The sequence below is a fragment of the Pseudomonas sp. B2021 genome, from assembly GCF_018135665.1.
Classification (GTDB): Bacteria; Pseudomonadota; Gammaproteobacteria; order Pseudomonadales; family Pseudomonadaceae; genus Aquipseudomonas; species Aquipseudomonas lactis.
Map to the genome: position 1 here is coordinate 1,783,405 of NZ_SMOF01000001.1, position 23,804 is coordinate 1,807,208.

Here is a 23,804-nt window from a genome sequence, read left to right on the forward strand (position 1 = left end):
CTATCTCCAGTGCTCAATCGCAGCCTTCAGTGACTTGCGTTCGTCGGCGCTCAAGTCCTGCTGTTCATTTTTGGGATAGATCATCAGTAAAACAATCTGTGATGCCGAGGCGAAGTGGTAATAGATCACACGTGCCCCGCCTCGTTTACCATGGCTCTTGGCTGCTACTCGTATTTTGCGGATACCGCCCGTACCCTCAATCACATCGCCTGCGGCGGGATTCACTACAAGCACGTTCTGAAAGGCCATGTAGGCATCCTCGTCGATCAATTCTTTAACGCGACGTGTGAAGACCGATGTCTCAATGAAAATCATCGCTAATGTACGCCATTGGCTTAGTTGGCTGCAATCCTAGCCGTGCGCGCTTCGGTGCGCATCCGGTGAGTTGTAACTGCTTTTTGGCGCACTCGGATGCGGCCAATTATGTTCTGGCCAACCGCTCCAAAAGGCACTCAATAAACACCCCCTCCGCCCGACTCATCTTCTGCTCCCGATTCCACAGCACGTGAATATCCACATCCGCAATGCCCTCATCCGGCGGCAACCGCCAGAGCAGCCCGTTCTCCACATCCTCGGCCACCACGTGCACCGGCAGGCATCCCAGGCCATACCCGGCAATCACCAGGCGCCGAACTTCTTCAAGGCTGGATGACGACGCCACGATCCGCCCGCCGAACCCTTGCTGATCGCGAAAAATCGTCAGCGGCGAGAGCATCCCGCCGATCTGATCGCTGGTAAAACTCACGAAGTTTTCCGACTGCAAGTCTCCTTCGACCAAGCCGGTGCGTCCGAACAAGGGGTGGTGTTTCCCACAAAAAAACGCATAGCGCTGACGTAGGAACAGGTGCTGTTCCAGGCGCGGCTGTGGCCGACGGTTGAGGCTCAGCCCCAAGGTTGCGGTTTTTTCCAGCAGGGCGGCGACGATGTCGGAGCTGCGCATCACTTCGACCTCCAGGTCTACCCGTGGGTGCTCGCGATGAAAGCCTGCGAGAAAGTCATCGAACGTGTCGGAATTAATCCGGCTGATCATCAGCAAGCGCACTTTGCCGATCACTTCATCACCCGGCTTTTGCAGGGCGTTGCTCATCTGCGAGACCTGGCCGTACATCTCACCGGCAATGGCGAAGATCTGCTCACCGGCCTCGGTAAGCACAAAGCGCGGGCCACGGCGCAGGATGAGCTGGCAGTCGAGCTGTTCTTCCAGGCGCTTGAGCGCCTGGCTGATCGCCGGTTGCGTGAGGTGCAGGCGGGCGGCGGCGCGGCTGATGCTCAGTTCCTGGCCGATCACACGGAAGGTGCGCAGCAAGTTCCAGTCCAGGCGGTCATTGAGCAGGGGGTGAATATCGCGGCGGGATTCGGGCATGGGGTCGCTCGATAATAAGCAGTTCTTATAATCAAGATAATAAATAGAAAATTGACTAATCATAGCCCCAGGCCGAAAAATCGGGCTCAACAAGCGCCACCAGAGCGCACTGGTTTGACCTTCTCCTGCCAAAAAAATAACCAAAGGAGCCAGCCCCATGAAGCCTTCCGCTTCGCCGCAGCCTCGCCGTGCCGCGGCCGCCGCCTTTATCGGCACCATGATCGAGTGGTACGACTTTTACATCTACGCTACCGCCGCCGCGCTGGTGTTCGGTCAGCTGTTCTTCCCTTCCGACGATAAACTGTTCAGCACCATGGCCGCATTCGGCACCTTCGCCGTGGGCTTTTTCGCACGGCCGTTGGGTGGCGTGGTGTTCGGCCATATCGGCGACCGCATCGGGCGCAAGAAGTCCCTGGTGATTACCCTCGTGATGATGGGCGTGGTGACGGTGTGTATCGGCCTGTTACCGACCTATGCGCAGATCGGCGCTGCGGCCCCGGTGTTGCTGATTTTGCTGCGCGTGGTGCAGGGCATCGCGGTCGGTGGCGAGTGGGGCGGGGCGGTGCTGATGGCCGGGGAACATGCGCCAAAGGGGCGCCGTAACTTCTTTGCATCCTTCGCGCAATTGGGTAGCCCAGCCGGTTTGATCCTTTCCTTGCTGGCGTTCAGCGCTGTGACCCGTCTGCCAGAAGAGGATCTGCTCAGTTGGGGCTGGCGCCTGCCGTTCCTGGCCAGTGCCTTGCTGCTGGTGGTCGGCCTGGCGATTCGCCTGGGTGTGAACGAGTCGCCGGAGTTCCTCGAAGACAAAGCCCTGGCGGAAAAAGCCCGCGCCATCAAGAAAGACCAAGCCCCCGTGCTGGAAGTGCTGAAGACGGCTTGGCGCCCCCTGTTGCTGTGCATTGGCGCCAACACGTTGGGGATTGCCGGCGTGTATTTCACCAACACCTTCATGATTGCCTACAGCACTCAGCAATTGGACCTACCGCGATCGCTGATTCTGGAATGCCTGTTCTTCGTTGCCATTATCCAGTTCTGCGTTCAGCCGCTGGCCGCCTGGGTGGCGGAGAAGGTCGGCGCTACGCGGTTCCTGTGCGCCATGTGCGTACTGGCAATGGCTTCGCCGTATCCGATGTTCGTCTTGGTCAGCAGCGGCCAGGCGCCCTTGATCATCTTTGGTATTGCCTTGGCGGTAGTGTGCATGGCGTCGTTCTACGCCGTGATCGCGGGTTACGTCAGCGGCCTGTTTGAAACCCGTGTGCGTTACACCGCGATCTCTTTGGCCTATCAGGTGTGTGGCGCGTTGGCCGGTGGTTTGACGCCGCTGATCGGCACCTGGCTGGCCCATCAATACCTGGGCCAATGGTGGCCGATGGCGGTTTTCTACAGCGTCATCGCAGCGGTGTCGTTGGTGTGCGTACTCGCTTTGTCCCGCCGCCACGCCACGGCCCACCGCCTGGAAATGGCACACAGTTGAGGGAGTCAGCAATGTTGAAGATTAATGGTGAGCGCCTGTGGCATAGCCTGATGGCCATGGCCGAGATCGGCGCGACGGCACGCGGTGGCAGCTGCCGTCTGGCATTGAGCGCTGAAGACAAGGCCGGTCGGGAGCTATTCAGCCACTGGTGTAAAGCAGCTGGCCTGACGTTGAGCGTGGACGCTATCGGCAACCTGTTCGCTCGCCGCGCCGGCACCGATAAGGACGCCGCCCCGGTGATGATGGGCAGCCATCTGGATACCCAGCCCGAAGGCGGACGTTTCGATGGGGTGTACGGCGTGTTGGCTGGCCTGGAGGTGATCCGCAGCCTCGACGACCACGGCATCCAGACGCGCAAGCCGTTGGAAATTGCGGTGTGGACCAACGAGGAGGGCGCCCGTTTCACCCCGGCCATGCTGGGCTCGGCGGTATTCACCGGCACGCTCGCCTTGGACAAGGCACTGGCCACCGCCGATGTCGACGGTATCAGCGTGGCCGAGGCGTTGCGCACCACCGGCTACAATGGTGAGCGCCCGTTGGGTGGCGCAGTGGATGCGTATTTTGAGGCGCATATCGAGCAAGGCCCGATCCTGGAAGACAACGCCAACAGCATCGGCGTAGTCACCGGTGGTCAAGCGATTCGCTGGCTCGATGTGCGGGTCGAAGGCATGGCTGCGCATGCCGGCACCACGCCAATGCCGTTGCGTAAAGATGCGCTGTACGGCGCGGCGAAAATGATCCAGGCCCTGGAAAACCTCGCCGCCGATTTTGCCCCGCAGGGCCTCACCACTGTGGGTGAGCTGAGCATCGCCAAGTCGTCGCGCAACACCATTCCCGGCTTGCTCAATTTTACCGTCGACCTGCGCCATCATCGCGACGCCGATATCGACGCCATGGAGCAGCAAGTGCGCGCACGCCTGCAGGCAATCGCTGACCACCGTGGCCTGAGCGTCGCCATCACACCGCACTGGGTCAGCCCGGCCACGCCGTTCGACGCCGAGTGCGTGGCCTGCGTGCAGGCTGCGGTGGACGCTTTGGGCTACAGCCAGCAGACCATCGTCAGCGGCGCCGGCCACGATGCGATTCACCTGGCGCGCTATTGCCCCACCGCGATGATCTTCATCCCCTGCGTCGGCGGCCTCAGCCACAACGAAGCCGAAGATGTCTTGCCCGACGATGTGCGCCAGGGCACCGATGTCTTGCTCAACGCCGTGTTGAAACGCGCCGGGCGTGTTCATTTCTGAAGGCTGACGCCATGCCTCTGTGGGAGCAGGCAAGCCAGCTCCCACAGGTTCTGTGTTTATCCAGGAGCAACTCATGAAGACGTTTTTTCACCCCGAACAACTCCTGCATCACCCGCGTAGCTACTACTCCCGCGGCCAGATGCGCACGCCCCAGGAGGTTCCCGAGCGTGCGCGCAACCTGTTGCTGGCTGCGCAAACCCTGGGCTTCGATATCCATCAACCAGCCGATTACGGTCTGGATCCGTTGCTCGCCGTGCACGGTGGCGCCTACCTGGCTTTTCTTCAAGAAGCTCATCAGCGCTGGAAAGAGATCCCCGAAGACTGGGGCGACGAAGTCATGTCCAACATCTTCGTACGTGAACCCAATGCCCTGCGCGGCATCCTGGCCCAGGCTGCGCGCTACCTGGCCGATGGCAGTTGCCCCATCGGTGAGCTGACCTGGCGCTCGGCTTATTGGTCAGCCCAGAGCGCCGTTGCCGCAGCGGGTGACATCCTCGATGGCGCACCTGCCGCCTATGCCTTGTGCCGGCCCCCGGGCCATCACGCCCGCTTCGACGCGGCCGGTGGCTTCTGTTACATCAACAATGCGGCCGTGGCTGCGCAAGCGCTGCGCCAAGGTTTCCAGCGTGTCGCCGTGCTCGATACCGACATGCATCACGGCCAAGGCATCCAGGAAATTTTCTACGACCGCGACGACGTGCTGTATGTGTCGATCCACGGCGACCCGACCAACTTCTATCCGGGCGTAGCAGGCTTTGCCGAGGAAAAAGGCAACGACGCCGGCGAAGGGTACAACCTCAACCTGCCGATGGCCCATGGTGCCAGCGAAGCGGTGTTCTTCGAAAAGCTGGAGCAGGCCCTGGCAGCGGTGAAGGACTTCTCGGCGGATGTGCTGGTGTTGTCACTGGGTTTTGATATCTACGAGCTGGACCCACAAAGCAAAGTCGCGGTGACGCGGGAAGGTTTTGCGCGGTTGGGGCAGTACATTCGAGGGCTGGGGCTGCCGTGCCTGATCGTGCAGGAGGGTGGTTATCACCTGGAGACGTTGAATAGTAATGCGCAGGCGTTTTTCAGTACGCCAACAGCCTGGAAGACGCTAAAAGCCTGCTGATCAGTTTTCAGCAGGCTTTCCAGTCCTTGTTGGGTGCTCGTTCTCATCTGCATGCAACGACGCCGCGTAGTCTTGCCCCCCATAAAACACGCCCATGATCGATACCGTTTTGAAATCAGGCCTCACCCAGAAAGCAATAATGGTGCTGCGACGATAGTGAGTGATGCGCAAGTCTTTCAGCAGGTCGTCACGGCGCACTCCACGCAAGGGAAACAGGGCAAGGCTTTCGCAGTAGCTGACAAGATTGTCGATAAAACGCGCCGCTACAGGAGGGGAGCCGACATCGCTGATGTAGTCTTCGAGTGCATCGAGTTGCGCCAAGACCTCGGGCGAAAAAACTACCGAGTAGCTCACGCTTCCCCTGTGCCTTTGCGCTGACGTCTGGCGGCCATGTGTTCGCGGACCTGTTCTGGCGATAACCCAAGCTCAGGCTTCGCCTCAAGGGCGGTCGCTGCTGGGATAACTTCGTCTCTGAGCCAGTCTTCCATGGCACGATCACGCGCCAGCAACGCCCGCAGGCCGTCGCGAATCACTTCACTTTCGCTGGCATATTCGCCGGCAGCCACCTTGGCTTTGACCAGTGCTGCCATTTCAAGGGGCAAGGTGATGCTCATTTGCTGGGTTGAGCGCATGGGGGTATCCGCCGCAGGTGAGTAGGATTCAATCCTACTCGACCATTGGCGCGATGCAAGAAGCAACTGATCGATGCCGATGCCCGGCGCCTCGTCGTCCATCCAGAAGGGGTAGGTTTGCATGAGTTGCTACGTCTCCAGTTGTGTAGGTCAGGCTTCAAGTATTGACCCGTTTTGGCGATCGCGTGGCCGCAGGCGGCTGATAACCTGCTGATATGTATGACTTCATATGTGTAACAGGATGATCTCGACAAACCCTCTCGGCACACATGGCGTCCCACCGGCTCCCATACGATAATGCTCGCCACCTCGACCACCTTTGGCCTGCCTCCCGTGATCATCAACTTCGACCTCAACGACCTCCAAGCCTTCCGCGCCGTGGTGGACAAGGGCAGTTTTCGTGGCGCTGCCGAGGCCATCCGTATCTCGCAACCGGCCCTCAGTCGGCGTATCGAAAAGCTCGAATCGGCGCTGGATGTAAAGTTGTTCGAACGCACTACGCGGCGGGTCAGCCTGACCATGGTCGGGCGCGCGTTTTTGCCCCAGGTCGAGCGAATGCTCGATGATCTGGACATCGCCTTGATGGGCATCAGCAACGTCGCGTCCACACGCATGGGCAACGTCACCATCGCCTGTGTGCCGTCTACCGCGTATTACTTCATGCCCCACGTGATCTCCGAATTCCACAAGCTGTATCCGAAGATTCGCCTGCGGGTGCTGGATGCCAGTGCCGGCGAGGTGTGCAATGCGGTGGCCAGCGGCGAGGCAGACTTTGGCGTGAGTTTCAGCGGCAGCCTGGCCGATGAGGTGGAATTCGAGTTGCTGCTGCAGGAGCGCTACGTGCTGGCCTGCCGGCGGGATCACCCTCTGGCTGCGCGTGACAGCGTGAGCTGGACCGAGGCTTATGAGCATGACTACATTGAGGTGGACAAGACGTCGGGCAACCGCTTCCTGCTCGACCAGGCCCTGCGTGGGGTGCGGGTGAAAAAGCCGAGTATCTGCGAGACCCACCATGTGACCACGATGATCGGGCTGGTGGAGGCGGGGCTGGGCGTGGCGATGGTGCCGTCGATTGCGATGCCGGCGCACACTCACCCGATTCTGGTCAGTGTGCCGCTGGTGGAGCCTCACGTACTGCGCAATGTGGGCTTGATCAAGCGCCGCGGGCGGACGTTGCCACCAGCGGCGTTGGAGTTGGAGCGCTTGGTGCGGGAGATGCCGTTCCGGTCAGCGTGACACCGAGTCCAGGCCGGTGGATTGCACTTCCGGCTGGGCCTCGGGCGATGCCATGAACTGCAACAGGGCCTTGGCCTGCTCCGGGTGTTCGGCGTTCACCGGAATACCGGCGGCAAAACGGGTAACGGACTGCACGTCTTCCGGGATCTTGCCCACAAACGTTACACCCTTGACTGGCAACAACTCCGCCACTTGCTGCAAGCCGACCTCGTAATCACCCTTGGCCACCTGTTCGCCCACCGGCACGCGTTCGATCATGGTGCCCTTGGCCGGCATGCCGAGCTTCTTGAACAGTTCCTTCTCGACATACACGCCGCTGGCGCTATCCGAATAGGCCACCGACTTGGCTTGGCTCAGCACAGCCTTGAGCTCGGCATCGGTACTGATCGCAGGTTTGGCCGCACCTTCCTTCACCACCAGGCCGATCCGCGAGTCTGCCAATTCCACGCGCGAGGCGGGGTCGACTTTGCCTTGTTTGATCAGCTCATCCAGGGCATAGCCGACCATGATCACCACATCGGCGTGCTCGCCACGGGCCAGGCGGTTAGGAATCGCTTCCGGCGCCTTGCCCATGGACGGGCCGAGGATGGTGTCGAGGGTGTCACCGCTTTGCTCGGCGTATTGCGGGCCGAGCAATTTATAGGCGGCGGTGAAGCCACCCGAGGTCATGACTTTGAGTTGTTCGGCCTGGGCGGTCAGCGCCAGGGTGCCGAGGACGACAGCAGTGAGGGTCTTGACCAGCGGCTTCATTGCGCTGCCTCCTGCATGACTTGGCCACGGGTATTGGCGCGGCGATACAACGCCAGGGTCGAACACAAGGCACACAGCGCGGCGAAGATCATCCAATATGCAGGTGAAGCCTTGTCTTCAGTGATATGTATGAACCAGGTGGAGATCGCCGGGGTAAAGCCACCGAACACTGCGGTCGCCAGGCTGTAGGCCAGGGAGAAACCCGCCACACGCACTTCCACCGGCATGATTTCGGTGAGCGCCGGGATCATCGCGCCGTTGTACATGCCATACAGGAACGAGAACCACAGCAGGGTTTCCAGCATGTGCGCAAAGCTTGGTGCGTTGACCACGTAGGACAATGCCGGATAAGCCGTAAGGACAGTCAGCACCGTCATGGCGATCAGCACCGGTTTACGGCCGAAGCGGTCGCTTAACGTGCCGCCGATCGGCAGCCAGAAAAAGTTCGAGATCGCAACCAGCAAGGTCACCAGCAAGGCGTCCGAGGTGCTCAGGTGCAACACGGTTTTGCCGAAGGTCGGTGCGTACACGGTGATCAGGTAGAACGCGGTGGTGGTCATGGCCACCATCAGCATGCCGCCGATGACCACGGTCCAGTTCTTCACCAGGGTCGCCATCACTTCACGCATGGTCGGGCGATGCTTGCGGTTGGCGAACTCTTCGGTTTCCTGCAGGTTGCGACGCAGCACAAAGATAAACGGAATGATCACGCAACCGACGGCAAACGGAATCCGCCAGCCCCAATCAGCCACCACCGCAGGTTCCATCCACACGTTGAGGCCATAACCCAGAGCCGCGGCAACGACGATAGAGATCTGTTGGCTACCCGACTGCCAGCTGGTGTAGAAGCCTTTACGGCCCGGCGTGGCCATTTCGGACAGGTACACCGACACGCCACCCAGTTCCGCGCCGGCCGAGAAGCCTTGCAGCAGGCGCCCCAACAGCACCAGAAACGGTGCCCATAGGCCGATGGTCTGATAACTCGGCACCAGCACGATCAGCAGCGTACCGCTGGCCATGATCGACAAGGTCACGATCAAGCCTTTGCGACGGCCCACGTCATCGATATAGGCACCCAGAATAATCGCGCCCAATGGCCGCATCAGGAAGCCCGCGCCGAACACGGCGAAGGTCATCATTAATGACGCAAACTCATTAGCGGCCGGGAAGAACGCGGCAGCGATATAGGTGGCGTAGAAACCGAACAGGAAGAAGTCGAACTGTTCGAGGAAGTTGCCCGAAGTAACGCGCAATACCGCGCCTACTTTCGAGGGGGCAGCCGCAGGCCGGGAAGGGGTCGTCATGGTTTTGTGTCTCCAGCGTTCTTTTTAAAGTGCTTGTTTCGCTTAAGACTTGGGATAGTGGCTGACACATTTAGAAATGATAAGTGACAAATTTGGATTGATTGATGTGTGTTGGCTATCAATCTGAGCCAGCTTCAAAATGGCCTGCCGTGTTCTATGCTTGAACCTGGGTCCAATTCTTATCGGCGGAGGTCGCTATGGGGAACGAACAGCAGCACAACAAGCCGGAGCGTGAAGAACCCCGGCAGCCGCGCGAAGACGAAAAGCCGCAAACCTGGAAGCATCCGGACGACGGCACCGAGCTTTCCGAACGTGACCAGGAGCGCCCGCTAAAGCCCTGAGCATCAGGTAAAACGCGGTCTAATTGTGGGAGCGGGCTTGCTCGCGAAGGCGGTGTGTCAGTCAACGGAGTCGTCGGCTGAACCATTGCCTTCGCGAGCAAGCCCGCTCCCACATGTTTTACCGTGCACATAGACGCAGCTCCCCAGCCTTCCTAAACTGCCGCTTGTCTTGGGGAAAGGGGCAGGCGCCGATGAATCGCAATGAATTACGCAAGGCCGACATCAACCTGATGGTGGTCTTCGAAGCACTGATGCTCGAGCGCAATGTGACGCGGGTGGCGGAGAAGCTGTTTCTCGGCCAACCGACCATCAGTTCGGCCCTCAACCGCCTGCGTACCCTGTTCAACGACCCGCTGTTTATTCGTGTCGGCCATCGCATGGAGCCTACGGCGCGCGCGGAGGAGATCATCCAGCACCTGTCGCCGGCCTTGGATTCGCTGTCTTCGGCCCTGAGCCTGACCCATGATTTCGACCCGTCCATCAGCACCATGACTTTCCGCATCGGCCTGTCCGATGATGTGGAGTTCGGCCTGCTGCCACCCTTGCTGCGCGCCTTGCGCCAGGAAGCGCCACAGGTGGTGTTTGTGGTGCAGCATGTGGACTACTGGCGCATTCCCGACCTGCTGGCTTCCGGCGACATTACCGTCGGCATCACCCAGACCCGCGGGCTGCCGGCCAATGCCAAGCGTAAGCTGTTGCGGCACATTCGCCCGTGCCTGCTGCGCGCCGATGCCTCGGACACACCGCTGACCCTCGACGAATATTGCGCACGGCCCCACGTGCTGGTGTCCCACACCGCCAACGTGGCCGGGTTTGCCGATGAGTGGCTGGCCGAGGTGGGCCGCAAACGCCATGTGGTGCTCTCGGTGCCGCAATACAGCTCGTTGCCGGCCTTGCTCGCCGGCACCGACATGATCGCCAGCCTGCCGGATTACACCGCCCAGGCCATGGCCGCCAGCGGGAACCTGTTCTGCGAGCCGTTCCCGTTCGAAACCCCGACCCTGGATTTGTCGATGGTGTGGCTCAGCCATGTCGACACCGACCCGGCGGAACGCTGGATGCGCTCGCGGCTGGAGGCCTTCATGAGTGATCGCGGGTTGGTAGCGAATAAAGCCTGAGGCTTATATCCGTGCTATGGGCAGGGAGGGCGGCTCAAGAACGGCTAATCCTCAACGTGTTCTTCTTGAACAGGGTTGCTAATCAGCGACGCACGCAAAATACGGATGCGTTGCTCGGAGTGATAGGCGCCTGCTTCTGTAAACTTGAGGAATGCTCGCGAGCAACACTTACAGCCCCAGATGCTTGAAATATTATAAGGAAAGAAATCAAAGCAGATAGGCGCGTCCTCAGACCAGAAATGGGTACCGTTCGGGTGGTATTCCTCAAGGCTGAGTTCTTGTGCCCTATCGCTCGATATTTCGCCTATGAAGCGCAATAGGCTGCTCGCCTCGAGTGTTTTGGGTAAGGTTTCCCACCCCTGCGACAAGCCCCGAACACAAGAGCAGGCAGTAGGCTCCAGCGAAGAGCGTTCGGCAATCTGCCTGATAGTTTCTGGCGTGAGTATCATTTTTATGCTGTTCCAGGCGGTAATAGCTCAGATTCGGTTCTTGCTTAAAACCAGTTTGTTCAAATAGCTTTCAATTTTGGGTAAAACAAACTGCAGTATCTTCGGCATGGTGTGGATAGGCAGTTGGCAGCATGCAAAATACAACGCCATTGTGGGCGATAAGCTGACACCAAGAGCAGACCATAATAGTCCAACATTTCTATTGCCGCCGTTGAGTGCCATGGTGAACTTGGAGATCAATGATCCGGGATATAAACAGCCCATGAGAAGCTGCAGGCAAACGTTGATGCAGTAGGCGATGGCGATCATTGAGATGGCCAACGAAGGGGTCTCCAGAATTACCTGCTGCATGCCCGCCATCGTGCCTACTGCAAAGAGGAAAAGCGCGATGACGACAATACCGTCAATAGCCAGGCCGTGCGTGGCGACGAAGGTGTGGGAAAAACGACGTATCAAAATAGCAGCGCCTTCGGCGCCTCCTATCAACACGGCCAGTCTGATCGCCAGATCAACAGGGTTTAAGGAGAGTGAAAGGCCATCAGCGAATAGGTGGAGTATCAGCGGAGCGGTGACAGGGATAATTGCCATTGAGCAGAGTGCAGTCACCAACGACATGGAAGGGTCAAGCCCGAGCATTCTCGCGACGGCTGCATTTCCGCTGGCGGGCGGGGCGGCAACAGCGATGGCTATCGCAAGGGACAGTTCTTGATTGCCGGTGAGGTAAAGCGAAAGCATTCCAAAAATATAAGGGCAAGCCACCACCATCAGGGCTGGAAATATCAGAGATATTTTTAAGTTTCTTGCTGCAGTGATGACTTCAGCGTTGTTAATACGCAGCAGAGTGCCCAGAACAAATATGAAAACCATGACGGGGAGCAACGGCCTCGCCAAGTCTGCAAGATAGGGAATAGCCAATCCAATTGCGCAACCGCATGCAAGTACGGTAGGCCCTCTGCGCGTAATTTCGGGCAGAATTCTGTGCATATGAGTGCTCTCGAGGCGACGTCCCTTTCGGGACGCTGCTATTAGGTACGCAGAGTTATTTCAGGTGTGACAGACGGCGGTGGCGAGTTCCTGGATTGCCTCACGACCAGGCGCCCATCGATCAGAATCGAGGTAATACTTGGAAGGTCACCACTGCTGAAACTTCCAAGTACGCTGGGTTGCGCTCCTCCCAAAGGCCCGCAGGCGATCAGAATGTCGGCTTCTCTTCCGACGCCCAGAATCCCGCGATTCAACTTTCGCACCTTGGCGGTGTTACCCGTTGCGAAGCAGACGGCCTTTTCCGGTGGTACGTCGCCGAAACTACTGAGCAAGGCAATTGCCCTGAGCATACCAAGCGCGGGAACCCCACATCCGGCAGGAGAATCTGTGCCAATGACGATACGGTCCAGTTGGTTCATTTCTCGTGCGTAATTCAGGGTGGTGACCGCCGCGAACTCGTTCCCGTTATGTACGATTTCCAAGGCACCCAGACAGCCTTCACACAGGCATCTGATTTGGCTCGGTGCCAGTGCGGTATAGCCGCCGTTGATATGCCCGATGATATCGGGCGCAATTTCAAGGATCTCTTCTGCGCCCATGCTCTGGGAAGTAGAAATTGAAGGACCGCCCGTGTGGGTGATAGAGGTCATGCCGTGTTTGCGAGCCATTTTGACCAATTCAGCTGCACGACTGACTGACTTGACAGGGCCAATCCCGACCTCTCCCAGTTGGTTGATGCCTTGAGCAACCATTGCGGCGAAATCCTCATCCGAAAATTCATCGTTGAGCAGTGGCGCGCCGGCTTCCATTTTTATTCCGCTAGGGCGCGCATTGGAGAAAGAGCGCTGCGCTGCGATTGCCATGGCGATAGTACCGACCCTGTCGGTCGGTAGCCCCGGAACGTGCACTTCACCGGCAGAGATCATGCTCGTCACGCCGCCCTGCAAGGAGTGCCAGATCCAACTGTGGTTGCCAGAGCGCGGGCTGTACTCACCCAGGGTCGGGTGAGTGTGGTTGTCGATCAAACCTGGCATGACCGTGCTCTGTTTGGCGTCAATCAGCAGGTCTGCGTGTGAAAAATCTACATCTACTGCCTGACCAACGTAGGTGATCATTCCATCAACACTGACGAGGGTATCGGCTGTAATGAGTGGAGTTGCGAGATCACCCGTGAGAAAAGTGCCTATATTATGAATAATTGACGTATATGGCTTATGGTTCGACATTTAATTTATCTCTTTATATCATCGAGTAACGGGTTCGAAGATTCGCGCGCCACACTTGTTGAATGAGCGGAAGTTCCACAAGTTGTTAGTGATGAACAAACGCTGGATCCAACGGTACGCATGCCCCTCTGGATCGAAACTGGGGGTGAACTTATCACGCGAATGGAGCATGAAACGATTGTTGATGTACACCAACTTGCCAGGTTGAATGTCCAGCGGCCGCGCTACGCTTTTAAGCGCGTTGTAAAATCTCAACAGGGTATTTTGTGCTTCGTGATCAGCGGCAATTACCATGTCCGGGTAAAACGCCGCAGTGACTCTAGGGTGAGTCAGCGGGCCGCTCAGAATTGGGTATACATGAGTTTCTTTCGCGCCTGCGGTACTGTTCCTCCAGCGGTAGGGCTGACGAATGATGAAATGTTTGCCATATAGGATTTCAATATCGGCCTGTTCCAGTGCCTGAAGGGCTTCCCTCGCATCGGCAACCCAGGTTTTCGGGCCCACCCCGGCAGGGTCACCGCGAACGCCGAGAAGCAAAAGAGCCAGCGGCGAGGTGTCTCCACGGGAGTCATAAGCCTGAAAGGCATTCTCGGTGTGCAGGTCCAACTCCAGGTCCGAACCGTTGCCGGTATACTCGCCCACGGCCTCCGGATGCGGTACCAAGTCATTGATCAGTTTTGGCCCCTCATGCTTGATGGAGTAGGGCTCCGCTATCAAACTGCCCAGGGCAACCAGCACATTTTCAGAAAGATAACCGCTTTTGAAGTTCAAGCTATTAGCGTCGCCCTGCGGGCTGCCAAATGTGTTATCAATCGGAAGGTTCTCGAATACACAATAAGAAGCATCGTCATCTTTAAGGGATTCAAGCTTTTTTAGAAGTCGCGCAGGAAACTTTTGATAAGCGGTCATGCGAATGAGGTGGATGTAGTCTCGCCCTCCCGTTGGCTCGTAACAAATGTCTATAAGCGCGTCCCGAATACTCTCTTTTTCAACGGCCGTCAGCCAGAAGCTGTTGGCGTCTGCACATGAATCGTCCACACGCACTCCTTTAAAGGTCTGATTGATTTGTCATGAGTTAAGTTATAAGTAAATTAAGACTTTCAAGCGCTGAGGTGGGGTCCCCGTAAGCACGACCTGACAGTGTCCATGCTTTGATAAGGCCCGACCTGAGTGGGTGACTCAACCTAAGAGCTTATCTGTGTACGCACCGGTGAAGTGATGGGTGGTAAATTGGCCATCAGCATCATAGGGTTGTCCTTCATCGGTGCTGATGATTCTTGATAATCGCCCACGATGATAGGCAGTCAAGAAGTTGAAGAATGGCGTGCTTTCTTCTCTTGTGTCAGATACTCCGTAAAGCCTCAACTGTTTTATTATTGCAGCTTCAAGGTGTGGCAACATATACCAAGGGCACGTTGGAAAGCAGTGGTGGGCCGCGTGGTAACCAAAATTCAAAATAATCAGATTGAGGAAGGTAAACTTTCTTGCCACCGGTACGGAGAAGGTGTTTTTGATTTCGTAGTGTTTTCCATGGGTTAGCTTTTCTCCTTGCGTATACACCTGCTGGAAAGAATGCTGGAAACAGTCGACGAATCGTACGATGTGTATCCTCAGGAAGGAGGAGGCTTGCCATACCAGCACAACCATCAGGGAGAACCGGGCAAACGTAGCGAAGGCTACAACGTAAATGCACAGGCTTCCAATACCCCTTGCAACCTCGCGCCTGCTGCCACTAAATATCACAGCGTAAATATTGGTAAGCTTGATCAAATAGTAGAAGGCGGGAAGGTATATTTTTTCTGCAACAATGATCGCACTAAACAGCCTTGGATGAGCGACAGCAAAGTGACCACTATCGAACCCACCAATATCAATTTTTTCGGCATGATGGCGAACATGATCTTTTCTATAGGCTTCAAATGAAAAGAAAGAAAGGCCGTTAAGGAAAGACAGCAGCTCTCCGACGACAGCATTGACTTTCTTCGACTTGAAAACAGAATTGTGCGCGCAATCGTGGCTCAGGTACCAGGACCAGATTTTCGCAAGGGCAATTAAGATAATCGCACCGAGTGCCGCAACGATCTGTTGAGTATACGCCAGGAATATGCCCCATACAGTGAAGGTTGCTATCACACTTAGTACAATCACTGATGGCAATAATTTTCGCTCTTTCGCTATTGAAATAAGCAGGGTTTTCACGTTGGCGTCTTTGATGGCGCGCAGATAATTATCAGCATACAGTAAAGACATCTCATCACCTTCAAGAGCAAAATTCACCGAAACGCTTATTGAGCTGGTTGGCGGGCTGGCATTGAACAACGGATCATGCCTGGACAGGCGTAATCCCTTCCGTGCGCATGTGGAATTAACGACGGGGCTCGAATATGAGCACGCACACAATGCCAAAGATGTAGTGCAGGTGTACGGGTGGCTAGGGTTCTTTTGCTGTTGCTTCTGGTGCCAGTGAAGGCGGCACTAGCGAGACTGCAGCGTGAGTATCCGCGCCCGAGGGTTGATCGCCGCTACTGGATTTGTAGCCAATCAGTATCACGCCGACGATGCACAATAAAACACCGGCAATGTTTAAATAGGAGAGTCCTTCTTTAAGCAGAAATACCCCGATGAAGCCGAGCGCAATATTGATAATGGCGCCGGTAACGATATTGCCCGTGCTGAGGTCCCATCCACTGCGATACATCATCAAGAAGCCGATTTCCATCATCAAGATGCAAAACGCGATGCCTCCCTGAAGCCAGGTCATTTGCTTCAAGCCCGCGAGTAACGTTCCACTGCCCAAAAAAAACGGCAACATCAATGTGGACAGGATGACGATCGCCACATAGATACTGACAATTGAAACCAAGGGGTTGATCGTAGACGGTATTTTCTTCATGAGCATGTGATAGCCCACGGTGCCCAGTATCGCTACGATCGCTGATAGATAGAATGTGTATTCTTTACCTAGCACGTTCAATACTCCTACTAGTTGGGTTCAAGTTCACGAAATGTGGTGGTTTCCAGGAACCTCTTGTCCATGTACTCACCCGCGATGATCGCTCTGTATTTCGCAGGACTGCCCTCTGCGCAACAGCTGGGCAGGCACTCCACTTTGGCGGTGTAGTCTGGATCCATAAAGAACGCCGCCGAGTGGCGTAATTGGCCAGATGTATTTATTACTCGATGCAGCGTTGCTTTGTAACGGTCATTCGTCCAGCGAGACATTAGATCCCCGACATTGACGACAAAGGCATTTGGGATGGGTTTGACTTTGATCCAGGTGCCGTTAGCACTCTGTACCTCCAACCCCCCGGTGGCACTTTCCGAGATCATGGTTATCCAGCCGAAGTCTGTGTGCTCTCCAGCACCCATCGGCGCTCCCTGTGTATATTGAGTGGAGGGATAACGCAGGACTCTCAATTGGGCCATCGGCTTCTTGAATTTATCATCGAAGTAATCGATCGGCATATTGAGCGCAAGGGCAAACACGTTTAGCAGTTTTTTTCCGAATATGAGCATTTGCGAGTGATATTCCGTCATCGCAAGCTTGAAGTCGGGCAATTCCTCTGGCCATACATTGGGGCCGTAAAAAGGTAATTTGGCTTTTACGAACTCGTCGTCAAGCGACAAGTCCGCTGCCATGTCAAAACCCTCTTTGACATCGCCCAATATGCCATCCGACTTATCAGCGCCTTCGCTGAAGTAGCCACGCATATAGGGAGATTTATGAATTTCGATTTTCTCCTTGGCCTGAACAGGCAGGTCGAAAAACGATTGTATTTGAGAGAAAACAGTTGAAATAAGCGTGTCATCTACACCGTGATTGACGACGGTGAAGAATCCGACCTCCCTGCACGCGTTGTCGATCTCCTTGACTAGGCGTGGTGATATCTCTGCGCCCTGCGTCAAACTACCGACGTCAATGATAGGTATGTTCTTTTCCATGGATGCACCATTTGCTCTAAAAAAGGCGCAACGAGACCTACTCCATGAATACTGAAGTGCACTCAGGGATAGACCGTATATAGGCCAGTGTCATTTATTTAGACTAAGGAATTCCGTCAGCTCGCAAGCGCTGGCAGTAAGCACTCGACATTCTCGATCGGCGCGCCTCCTGTTACAGGCTAGGTGGCGTAGCCTAGAATTCACTTCTATGAAAGCGAAGGCAAATCAGATAAAGTAAGCCTGGCTTAGTTTTTTTACCATGGAAGGGGGATTGATTAATGTTCGCAAAATTGCCGTTGACAGCCATTCGTGCATTTGAATCTGCCGCAAGACTCGGTGGGTTTAAAGCAGCCTCCGCGGAGTTGTTTGTCACCCCGGCGGCAGTATCACAACAAATAAAAACACTTGAAAACTTATTGGGCAGTATGCTTTTTGTACGCACTCCTCATGGTGTTCAACTCACTGCGAACGGTGAGAGGCTATATTCAAAGGTGCATCTTTCTTTTTTGGATATAAGCAGTAGTATGTCGTCGCTTAAGCCACCCGCCGACTCCAACACACTCCGAGTTTCTACCACGCCGGCATTTGCGTCTTTATGGTTGATTCCTCGGCTGGCGAAATTTTATAGTGAACATCCAGATATTCATGTCAGTGTTGAAACCAGTAATGAAGTGGTGGATTTGTTTCGTGACTCATCTGTTGATTTAGCTATTCGTTGTGGGTTTCGCGATTTTCCAGACTTGTACAGCCACGCGCTTATGCGCGAACAGTTTGGTGTTTTCTCCCACGCCCATTGGAAGCAAGGAGAAGCTGAAGCTTCGTTGAAACTTATAAATATACGTTGGGCTACGGCATCGCCCGCTTCAATTAGTTGGGCTTCCTGGTGCGCGGCTGCGAATCATGAGAGTTGGCTATCAAACGCGGTCTATCGTGAATACAACGATGAGCATTTTGCGCTTCAGGCCGCTATTGCGGGGCATGGCTTGACGCTGGCGAGCACGGTCTTGGCAGCAGACTATGTTGCGAATGGATTGCTGATTCCTTACAGACCCGACATCAAGATTCCGGGCGCGCAGTTTTCAGCCGTGTGCGTGCCGGGGCGTGAGCGTTCAGGTGCCGTAAAGCAGTTTCTGGCCTGGATGGTCAAAGTGATAGCCCCCTGCCATACCGATTACCCTGTCGCTCGGGATGACGCGTCGCAGGCTGTCACTAAGCGCCGAACATCACTGGCTATCTGATTAGGGTGTGGAGAGCTTGATCAGGCGCGTTCCTATAACAAACCCTGATCCGCACACACCTTCACCACTTGTTCCCGAAACCAGGTATTGGCGCTGTCCTGCCCACTGGTTTCGTTCCACTGCATATCCAGGGTGAATCCCGGCAACCCGTTGGGGGCTTCGCAAACGCCGAATGCCGGCGCCGGTGCCAGCAATTTTTGCACGCGGCGGGGCAGGGTGACGATGAAGTCGGTGCCGGCAATCATCTTCAATGCCGCGCTGTAGCTGTTGGCCCGCGCGATCACCTGGCGCTTGCGGGCCTGGCGAGCGAGCCAGCCGTCGATCATGTTGGTGTCGGAGGTCCAAGGCGTTGGGAATACGTGGCGCCGCTCAACGAAGGATTGCAGGCTGAACGCCTGTTCCCTGGGCGCCGAGCGTTGGTCGCATACGCAGACCAAGTCGTCCTCCAACAGCATCTGGGTCTTGAAGTCTTTATGGGCGCGGTGAAAGTTCGGGCCGAAGCAGATCACCAGGTCCAGCCGACCTTCACGCAGGTCGTCGGCGGGGATCTCGGTTTCCAGCTTCTGCACATTGACGATCACCGGCAGGTCGGCATGGTCGAAGCGCTTAAGCAGGCGCGGCAGGATCAACTGTTCGAAATATTCTGGCGCGCACACATTGAAGGTCACCGCCTGTTGGGTCGGGTCGAACGCTTGGCCACCGGCATGACACAGGTTGATGCTTTCCAGAATCTTCTGCACATGCTCGTACATGGTGGTGGCCTTGTACGTAGGGCGCATGCCCGCGCGGGTGTTGATAAACAGCTCATCTTCAAAGCTGGTGCGCAGCTTCTTCAGGCTGTAGCTCACAGTGGACTGGCTGACGAACAGCGTTTCGGACACCTCGGTAACGCTGCTCTGGTCGTAGACGGCGATAAACACCATCAAATCCTGCATATCGAGCTTTCTGAGCAAGTTACTGTTTAGCATCGGTTTCGTCCGTAAACCCTTTGTACCGAACTCAGTACAAGACTGAGCAAAATGTTAACGGAACGCCCGTACCAATAGAAAGCTCTGTAGGACCCTTCTATGTTTCGTGTGGGACAAAAAATGTTTGTAATACGACGTCAGCGGATATGCCGTGCGTAATGCGCCGGGTTGAAACGCATCACGATCAATAGCATCAGCCCGCTCACGGCCATCAATGACCACCAGGCCCATTCGAAGCTGCCCAACTGGTCGCGGATCATGCCGGCGATCAGCGGCGATAGGCCGGCGATCAGATAACCGATGCCCTGCACAAATGCGGTAAGGCCACCGGCGCGACGTGGGTTGTCGAGGTGGTCCAGGGACAGGATCAGGCTCATCGGGAACAGGCCGCCAATGCCCAGGCCGAGCAGGCAGGGCCACAACAGGCTCCAGCGTTGCGGGCTGAGAATGAGGCCGTAGAACCCCAGGATGATCAGCACCAGCAGCACCGCCACCACCCCGCGTTTATCCTGGCGGCGGTTGGCAATGGCCGGAGTGACCAGGCCGGAGATCACTTCCATGGCGGTCAAGAAGCCCAGCAGCAAGCCGGCATTCTGTTCACTCCAGCCCTGCTCGACGTAGTACGGCGCCAGCCACGCCAGCACACAGGTGTAGGACGCTGTGCCGAGGCCAAAAAAGATCGCGAGCAACCAGGCGCGGCGGTTGCTGAAAAATGCCTCCTTGGGGCCAGAACCGGCTTGAGGCAAGGGCGGCAGGGCCGAACGCTGCGCATACCAGAACATCAGGGCCAACAACGCCAGCATCGCCCAAATCGCCAGGCCGATACGCCAACTACCGGTGTGGGCTTGCACCCACGGCGAGAACGAAGCAGCCAATGCCGCGCCGCCCATGATCGCAGTGACATACAGGCCCATGAACAACGAGACGTTGGCGCTGAACCGCGACTTGATCAGCGCCGGCATCAATGCCTGGATCAGCGCAATGCCGACACCCGCCGCAATGGCACTCACGATCAACTCCAGCGCCGAATCCAGGAACAGCCGCGACACGGTCGCCAGCCCAATCACCAGCAGCGACACCACAATGCTGCGATGCTCGCCCACGCGCTTGGCCAGGCCCATGCCAAGGAACATCGCCAGGCCCATGGCCATGACTGGCAACATGGTCAGTAAGGCCGCGCTGCTGAAACTCAGCGGCACATCCGCGCGAATCGACGTCAATAAAGGCCCCACGGCCGCCATCGACGGACGCAAATTGAGGGCGACGAGCACCACGCTGACCGTCAGCCATACGGCGGTGGTGGATTTTGCCTGAACGTTTTCCATGGGCTTGCCTTGAATGAACAAGGGCGAATCAGGCCATGCAGCGTGTAGCGGGGCAAATGAGAAAGTCGCAGGGGCTATTGAAAAAATGCGGATGCCGAGTGGTGAGGTAAGCGCGCATTGGGGGTCGGCTATCAGGCCGCCTTCGCGAGCAAGCCCGCTCCCACAATTTGATCGCGGGGCGTCGGGAAGATATGGGTTGACTGTCAGGCCGGGATTACAGACTCGGCAACTCCCACCGCCCCTGGTCGATTTCAAGCAGCGTCGGCCCCTGACGATCGGCGGCAGCACGTAAAGCAGTGCGCAATGCTTCAATGTTATGGACGCTTTGCGCCGCGCAGCCCAGGGCCTTGGCCACACCGATAAAGTCCGGTGTGTAGATGTCCACACCCACCGGCTCGATGTCACGGTTGACCATGTACTTCTTGATCTCTTCATAACCCTGGTTATTCCACAACAGCACGATTACCGGTGTACGCGCCTCCACCGCGCTGGCCAGTTCCGGCAGGGTGAATTGCAGCCCGCCGTCGCCGATCAGGCACACCACCGGTTGGCCATCGCCGCGCCCGAGCCAGGCGCCAATGGCGGCGGGCAGGGCATAACCCAGGGTGCCGTACCCGGTGGAGGCGTTGAACCAGCGGCGTGGGTGGTTGAGGTTCAGGGTCAGGTTGCCGCTGTACACCGGTTGAGTGGAGTCGCCCACGAACACCACGCCGGGCAGTTCCTCCAGAACAACGTTGAGAAACCGGGTTTGCGCGCGCGTCGCAGCGTCCCATGCAGGTTCCAGCTCGGCCCACAAACGGGCGACGCGTGCGGTGCCCCAATCGGGCGAGCGAGGCGCCAATGGCTGGCGGTTCACTTCGGTGAGCAGCGCCTGGGCGGCGATGCGTGCGTCGGCCACTAGCGCAACTTGAGGCGGGTAGTTGCGCACGTTCTGGTCCGGGTCGATATCAACGCGCAGCAGCGCACCGGGAATGTCGAAGCCGCCGGCGAAGGTGACGTCGTAGTCGGTTTCGGCCAATTCCGTGCCGATGGCCAGCACCACGTCGGCTTCAGCCACCAAGGCACGGGTGGCGAGCAGGGTTTGCGTGGAGCCGATCAGCAGCGGATGCGCGGCGGGCAACATGCCCTTAGCGTTAATGGTGAGGGCCACGGGCGCGCCGAGGGCTTCTGCGAGACGGGTCAGTTCGGCGGCTGCGTCAATGGCGCCGCCACCGGCCAGGATCAGCGGGCGCTTGGCGGCAGCCAGCCTCTGGCTCATCTGCTGCACGGCCGCCGGTGCTGCGCCAGCGCGGGCGACGCTGACAGGCGTGCTGCCCAGCAACGCGTCGGCATTTTCCACCAGTACATCCAGGGGAATCTCGATATGCACCGGGCGCGGCCGACCGGCCTGGAACACCGCAAACGCCCGCGCCAGCACACTTGGCAGTTCCGCCGCCGACATCAAGGTGTGGGAGAACGCCGCCACACCAGCCACCAGCGCGCTCTGGTTCGGCAGCTCATGCAACTTGCCGCGCCCGCCGCCCAGTTGGCTGCGTGACTGCACGCTGGAAATCACCAGCATCGGGATCGAGTCGGCATAGGCCTGGCCCATGGCTGTGGTGATATTGGTCATCCCAGGGCCGGTGATGATAAAGCACACCCCCGGCTTGCCGCGGGTACGCGCATAGCCGTCGGCCATGAAGCCGGCGCCCTGTTCGTGGCGCGGGGTGACATGCCGGATGCTGGAACGCGCCAAGCCCCGGTACAGCTCCACCGTGTGCACGCCGGGAATGCCGAATACGTGGTCAACGCCGTAACTTTCCAGAAGGTGCACCAATACTTCGCCGCAGGTCGCCATACAGGTCGCTCTTGTGAGGGATTCGAAGCGCCATTGGAGCGGTTGGCCGGTGGCGGCAACAATCGATAAAAAGTCATACTCGCCATGTCCTCACGTCATGGCTGGCCCCAATGAAACGCCTCCCACCGTTACCCGCGCTGCACACCTTCTGGGTCACGGCCCAGTGCTGCAACTTCACCCGTGCCGCCGAGCAATTGCACATTACCCAGGGTGCGGTGAGCCGTCAGGTTGCCGGGCTGGAAAGCCAGTTGGGCTACGCCTTGTTCCAACGCCAGGCGCGGGGCTTAAGCTTGACCGAAGAGGGACGCCAATGGCTGATGTGCGCGCAGCAAGTGTTTGGCTTGCTCGCTGACGCGGTGGAGCACGTCGGTGACCGGCGCCGAACCTTGCAGCTCAAAGCGTCCACCTGCGTGATGCGCTGGTTGTTACCGCGCTTGTTGCAATGGCAAAAAGAGCGCCAGGATGTGCCGGTGGAGCTCACCACGACGGTGGCCTATAACGTGGACTTTCGTCGTGAGCCGTTTGACGCGGCGGTGATCTACGGGCCCATCGCCGAGCAGCCGGTCGAGGCGCGGCATCTGTTCGACGAGCGCCTTACGCCGGTCTGCGTGCCTGGGTTGCTGGGCACTTTGCGTACACCGCAGGATTTGCAGCATCACGTCCTGTTGCACCCGACCCGAGACGAGCGCGATTGGACGCTGTGGCTCAAGGCTGCCAATACCTGCTTGAGCGATCCCATCCAACGGCATCACTTTGAAACCCTGGACTTGGCAATGACCGTGGCGTCCCAGGGCACTGGGGTGGCGATGGGCGACAGTGCGCTGATTGGCGAGGATCTGAAGGCGGGGCGGTTGGCGATGCCGTTTGAGCTGCGGGTGTCGACGGGGATGGGGTATTACTTGGTGTATCCGCCGGGGAAGGAGCCGTCGGTTGGGTTGGTCGAGCTGATGGATTGGTTGGTCGGTGAGGCCAGTGTGGGGTGACGGCCAACGCCTATCAAACTGACTCGCCGCGATCCAACTGTGGGAGCTGGCTTGCCTGCGATGACGGCCTGCCAACCGATACTTCTCTCCCTGACACCCCACAACCCAACTGTGGGAGCGGGCTTGCTCGCGAAGGCGGCCTGACAGTCAACACGGTTGGATTGTGTGCATATCCATTGCTGCGGTAACGGCCACTTAGGGTTCCGCCCTGACGGCGGCTCACTTTTGAAAAGCGCAAAAGTAAGCAAAACGCTCTTGCCCCACCACTCGGCACCTCGC

General features: G+C 57.4%; 23 protein-coding genes. 8 read left to right on the forward strand and 15 right to left on the reverse strand.

Annotated elements, in window-relative coordinates; all coding sequences use genetic code 11:
• Both E1K68_RS08070 and E1K68_RS08075 read right to left on the reverse strand, forming a co-directional pair.
• Complete coding sequence (locus E1K68_RS08070; RefSeq protein ID WP_034135084.1) at positions 1–315, reverse strand: type II toxin-antitoxin system RelE/ParE family toxin; 315 nt, start codon at positions 313–315, stop codon at positions 1–3.
• A gap of 106 nt (positions 316–421) precedes the next feature.
• Complete coding sequence (locus tag E1K68_RS08075) at positions 422–1,363, reverse strand: LysR family transcriptional regulator (protein ID WP_057710827.1); 942 nt, start codon at positions 1,361–1,363, stop codon at positions 422–424.
• 157 nt (positions 1,364–1,520) lie between these two features.
• On the opposite strand from E1K68_RS08075, the gene E1K68_RS08080 reads away from it, so the two are divergent.
• From E1K68_RS08080 to E1K68_RS08090, 3 genes are all read left to right on the forward strand, one after another.
• Entirely contained in the window at positions 1,521–2,837 is a 1,317-nt protein-coding gene (locus E1K68_RS08080) for an MFS transporter (RefSeq protein ID WP_034135086.1), read from the forward strand.
• An 11-nt stretch (positions 2,838–2,848) separates the two neighbouring features.
• The gene (locus E1K68_RS08085; protein WP_003189541.1) at positions 2,849–4,081 is read left to right on the forward strand and encodes a Zn-dependent hydrolase; all 1,233 of its coding nucleotides are present in this window, start codon (positions 2,849–2,851) and stop codon (positions 4,079–4,081) included.
• 73 nt (positions 4,082–4,154) lie between these two features.
• Positions 4,155–5,192 carry a histone deacetylase family protein gene (locus E1K68_RS08090; protein WP_003189543.1) on the forward strand — a complete coding sequence of 346 codons (1,038 nt, stop codon included), beginning with the start codon at positions 4,155–4,157 and terminating at the stop codon, positions 5,190–5,192.
• Here the strand turns inward: E1K68_RS08090 and E1K68_RS08095 are convergent, their stop codons facing one another.
• Positions 5,193–5,546 (reverse strand): type II toxin-antitoxin system RelE/ParE family toxin, encoded by a 354-nt coding sequence (locus tag E1K68_RS08095; RefSeq protein ID WP_003189544.1) that lies wholly within the window; start codon positions 5,544–5,546, stop codon positions 5,193–5,195.
• Positions 5,543–5,824 carry a type II toxin-antitoxin system ParD family antitoxin gene (locus E1K68_RS08100; protein ID WP_032901013.1) on the reverse strand — a complete coding sequence of 94 codons (282 nt, stop codon included), beginning with the start codon at positions 5,822–5,824 and terminating at the stop codon, positions 5,543–5,545. The genes E1K68_RS08095 and E1K68_RS08100 overlap by 4 nt, the downstream gene beginning before the upstream one ends.
• Before the next feature lie 333 nt (positions 5,825–6,157).
• Between E1K68_RS08100 and E1K68_RS08105 the strand changes: the two genes are divergently transcribed.
• Positions 6,158–7,060: a LysR family transcriptional regulator gene (locus E1K68_RS08105; RefSeq protein ID WP_032901014.1), complete on the forward strand. Its 903-nt coding sequence runs from the start codon at positions 6,158–6,160 to the stop codon at positions 7,058–7,060.
• Here the strand turns inward: E1K68_RS08105 and E1K68_RS08110 are convergent.
• Together E1K68_RS08110 and E1K68_RS08115 are read right to left on the reverse strand one after the other, a co-directional pair.
• Positions 7,052–7,810 (reverse strand): substrate-binding domain-containing protein, encoded by a 759-nt coding sequence (locus E1K68_RS08110; protein WP_034135088.1) that lies wholly within the window; start codon positions 7,808–7,810, stop codon positions 7,052–7,054. The genes E1K68_RS08105 and E1K68_RS08110 overlap by 9 nt on opposite strands.
• Positions 7,807–9,114, reverse strand: coding sequence for an MFS transporter (locus E1K68_RS08115; RefSeq protein WP_003189550.1), 1,308 nt, complete (start codon positions 9,112–9,114; stop codon positions 7,807–7,809). Before E1K68_RS08115 ends, E1K68_RS08110 begins: the two co-directional genes overlap by 4 nt.
• 197 nt (positions 9,115–9,311) lie before the next feature.
• Between E1K68_RS08115 and E1K68_RS08120 the strand changes: the two genes are divergently transcribed.
• Positions 9,312–9,455, forward strand: a complete 144-nt coding sequence (locus E1K68_RS08120; protein ID WP_003189552.1) for a hypothetical protein — start codon at positions 9,312–9,314, stop codon at positions 9,453–9,455.
• A 191-nt stretch (positions 9,456–9,646) separates the two neighbouring features.
• Positions 9,647–10,573 (forward strand): LysR substrate-binding domain-containing protein, encoded by a 927-nt coding sequence (locus E1K68_RS08125; RefSeq protein WP_003189553.1) that lies wholly within the window; start codon positions 9,647–9,649, stop codon positions 10,571–10,573.
• A 476-nt stretch (positions 10,574–11,049) separates the two neighbouring features.
• Here the strand turns inward: E1K68_RS08125 and E1K68_RS08130 are convergent, their stop codons facing one another.
• The 6 genes from E1K68_RS08130 to E1K68_RS08155 all read right to left on the reverse strand — a co-directional run bounded on the left by E1K68_RS08130 (position 11,050) and on the right by E1K68_RS08155 (position 17,174).
• On the reverse strand, positions 11,050–12,006 hold the full coding sequence (locus E1K68_RS08130; RefSeq protein WP_003189555.1) for a hypothetical protein: 957 nt from the start codon (positions 12,004–12,006) through the stop codon (positions 11,050–11,052).
• Between the two features lie 41 nt (positions 12,007–12,047).
• The gene (locus E1K68_RS08135; protein ID WP_034135089.1) at positions 12,048–13,232 is read right to left on the reverse strand and encodes an amidohydrolase family protein; all 1,185 of its coding nucleotides are present in this window, start codon (positions 13,230–13,232) and stop codon (positions 12,048–12,050) included.
• A gap of 18 nt (positions 13,233–13,250) precedes the next feature.
• On the reverse strand, positions 13,251–14,270 hold the full coding sequence (locus E1K68_RS08140) for a TauD/TfdA family dioxygenase (RefSeq protein ID WP_212613932.1): 1,020 nt from the start codon (positions 14,268–14,270) through the stop codon (positions 13,251–13,253).
• Between the two features lie 141 nt (positions 14,271–14,411).
• Positions 14,412–15,551: a fatty acid desaturase gene (locus tag E1K68_RS08145; protein ID WP_212613933.1), complete on the reverse strand. Its 1,140-nt coding sequence runs from the start codon at positions 15,549–15,551 to the stop codon at positions 14,412–14,414.
• Positions 15,552–15,663: 112 nt separating this feature from the next.
• Positions 15,664–16,200 carry a hypothetical protein gene (locus tag E1K68_RS08150; protein ID WP_050547331.1) on the reverse strand — a complete coding sequence of 179 codons (537 nt, stop codon included), beginning with the start codon at positions 16,198–16,200 and terminating at the stop codon, positions 15,664–15,666.
• A 14-nt stretch (positions 16,201–16,214) separates the two neighbouring features.
• A complete protein-coding gene (locus tag E1K68_RS08155) occupies positions 16,215–17,174 on the reverse strand; it encodes a 2-oxoglutarate and iron-dependent oxygenase domain-containing protein (protein ID WP_057710830.1) in 960 nt (319 codons plus the stop codon).
• A 278-nt stretch (positions 17,175–17,452) separates the two neighbouring features.
• Between E1K68_RS08155 and E1K68_RS08160 the strand changes: the two genes are divergently transcribed.
• Entirely contained in the window at positions 17,453–18,412 is a 960-nt protein-coding gene (locus E1K68_RS08160; RefSeq protein ID WP_212613934.1) for a LysR substrate-binding domain-containing protein, read from the forward strand.
• Positions 18,413–18,444: 32 nt separating this feature from the next.
• Here E1K68_RS08160 and E1K68_RS08165 read toward each other — a convergent pair whose 3' ends face one another.
• The 3 genes from E1K68_RS08165 to E1K68_RS08175 form a co-directional block, all read right to left on the reverse strand.
• Positions 18,445–19,380 carry a LysR family transcriptional regulator gene (locus tag E1K68_RS08165; protein WP_212613935.1) on the reverse strand — a complete coding sequence of 312 codons (936 nt, stop codon included), beginning with the start codon at positions 19,378–19,380 and terminating at the stop codon, positions 18,445–18,447.
• Positions 19,381–19,517: 137 nt separating this feature from the next.
• Positions 19,518–20,705, reverse strand: coding sequence for a cyanate transporter (locus tag E1K68_RS08170; RefSeq protein ID WP_212613936.1), 1,188 nt, complete (start codon positions 20,703–20,705; stop codon positions 19,518–19,520).
• A 214-nt stretch (positions 20,706–20,919) separates the two neighbouring features.
• Positions 20,920–22,542, reverse strand: coding sequence for a 5-guanidino-2-oxopentanoate decarboxylase (locus E1K68_RS08175; RefSeq protein ID WP_212613937.1), 1,623 nt, complete (start codon positions 22,540–22,542; stop codon positions 20,920–20,922).
• Between the two features lie 110 nt (positions 22,543–22,652).
• On the opposite strand from E1K68_RS08175, the gene E1K68_RS08180 reads away from it, so the two are divergent.
• Entirely contained in the window at positions 22,653–23,525 is an 873-nt protein-coding gene (locus E1K68_RS08180) for a LysR substrate-binding domain-containing protein (RefSeq protein ID WP_212613938.1), read from the forward strand.
• Positions 23,526–23,804 lie beyond the last annotated feature (279 nt).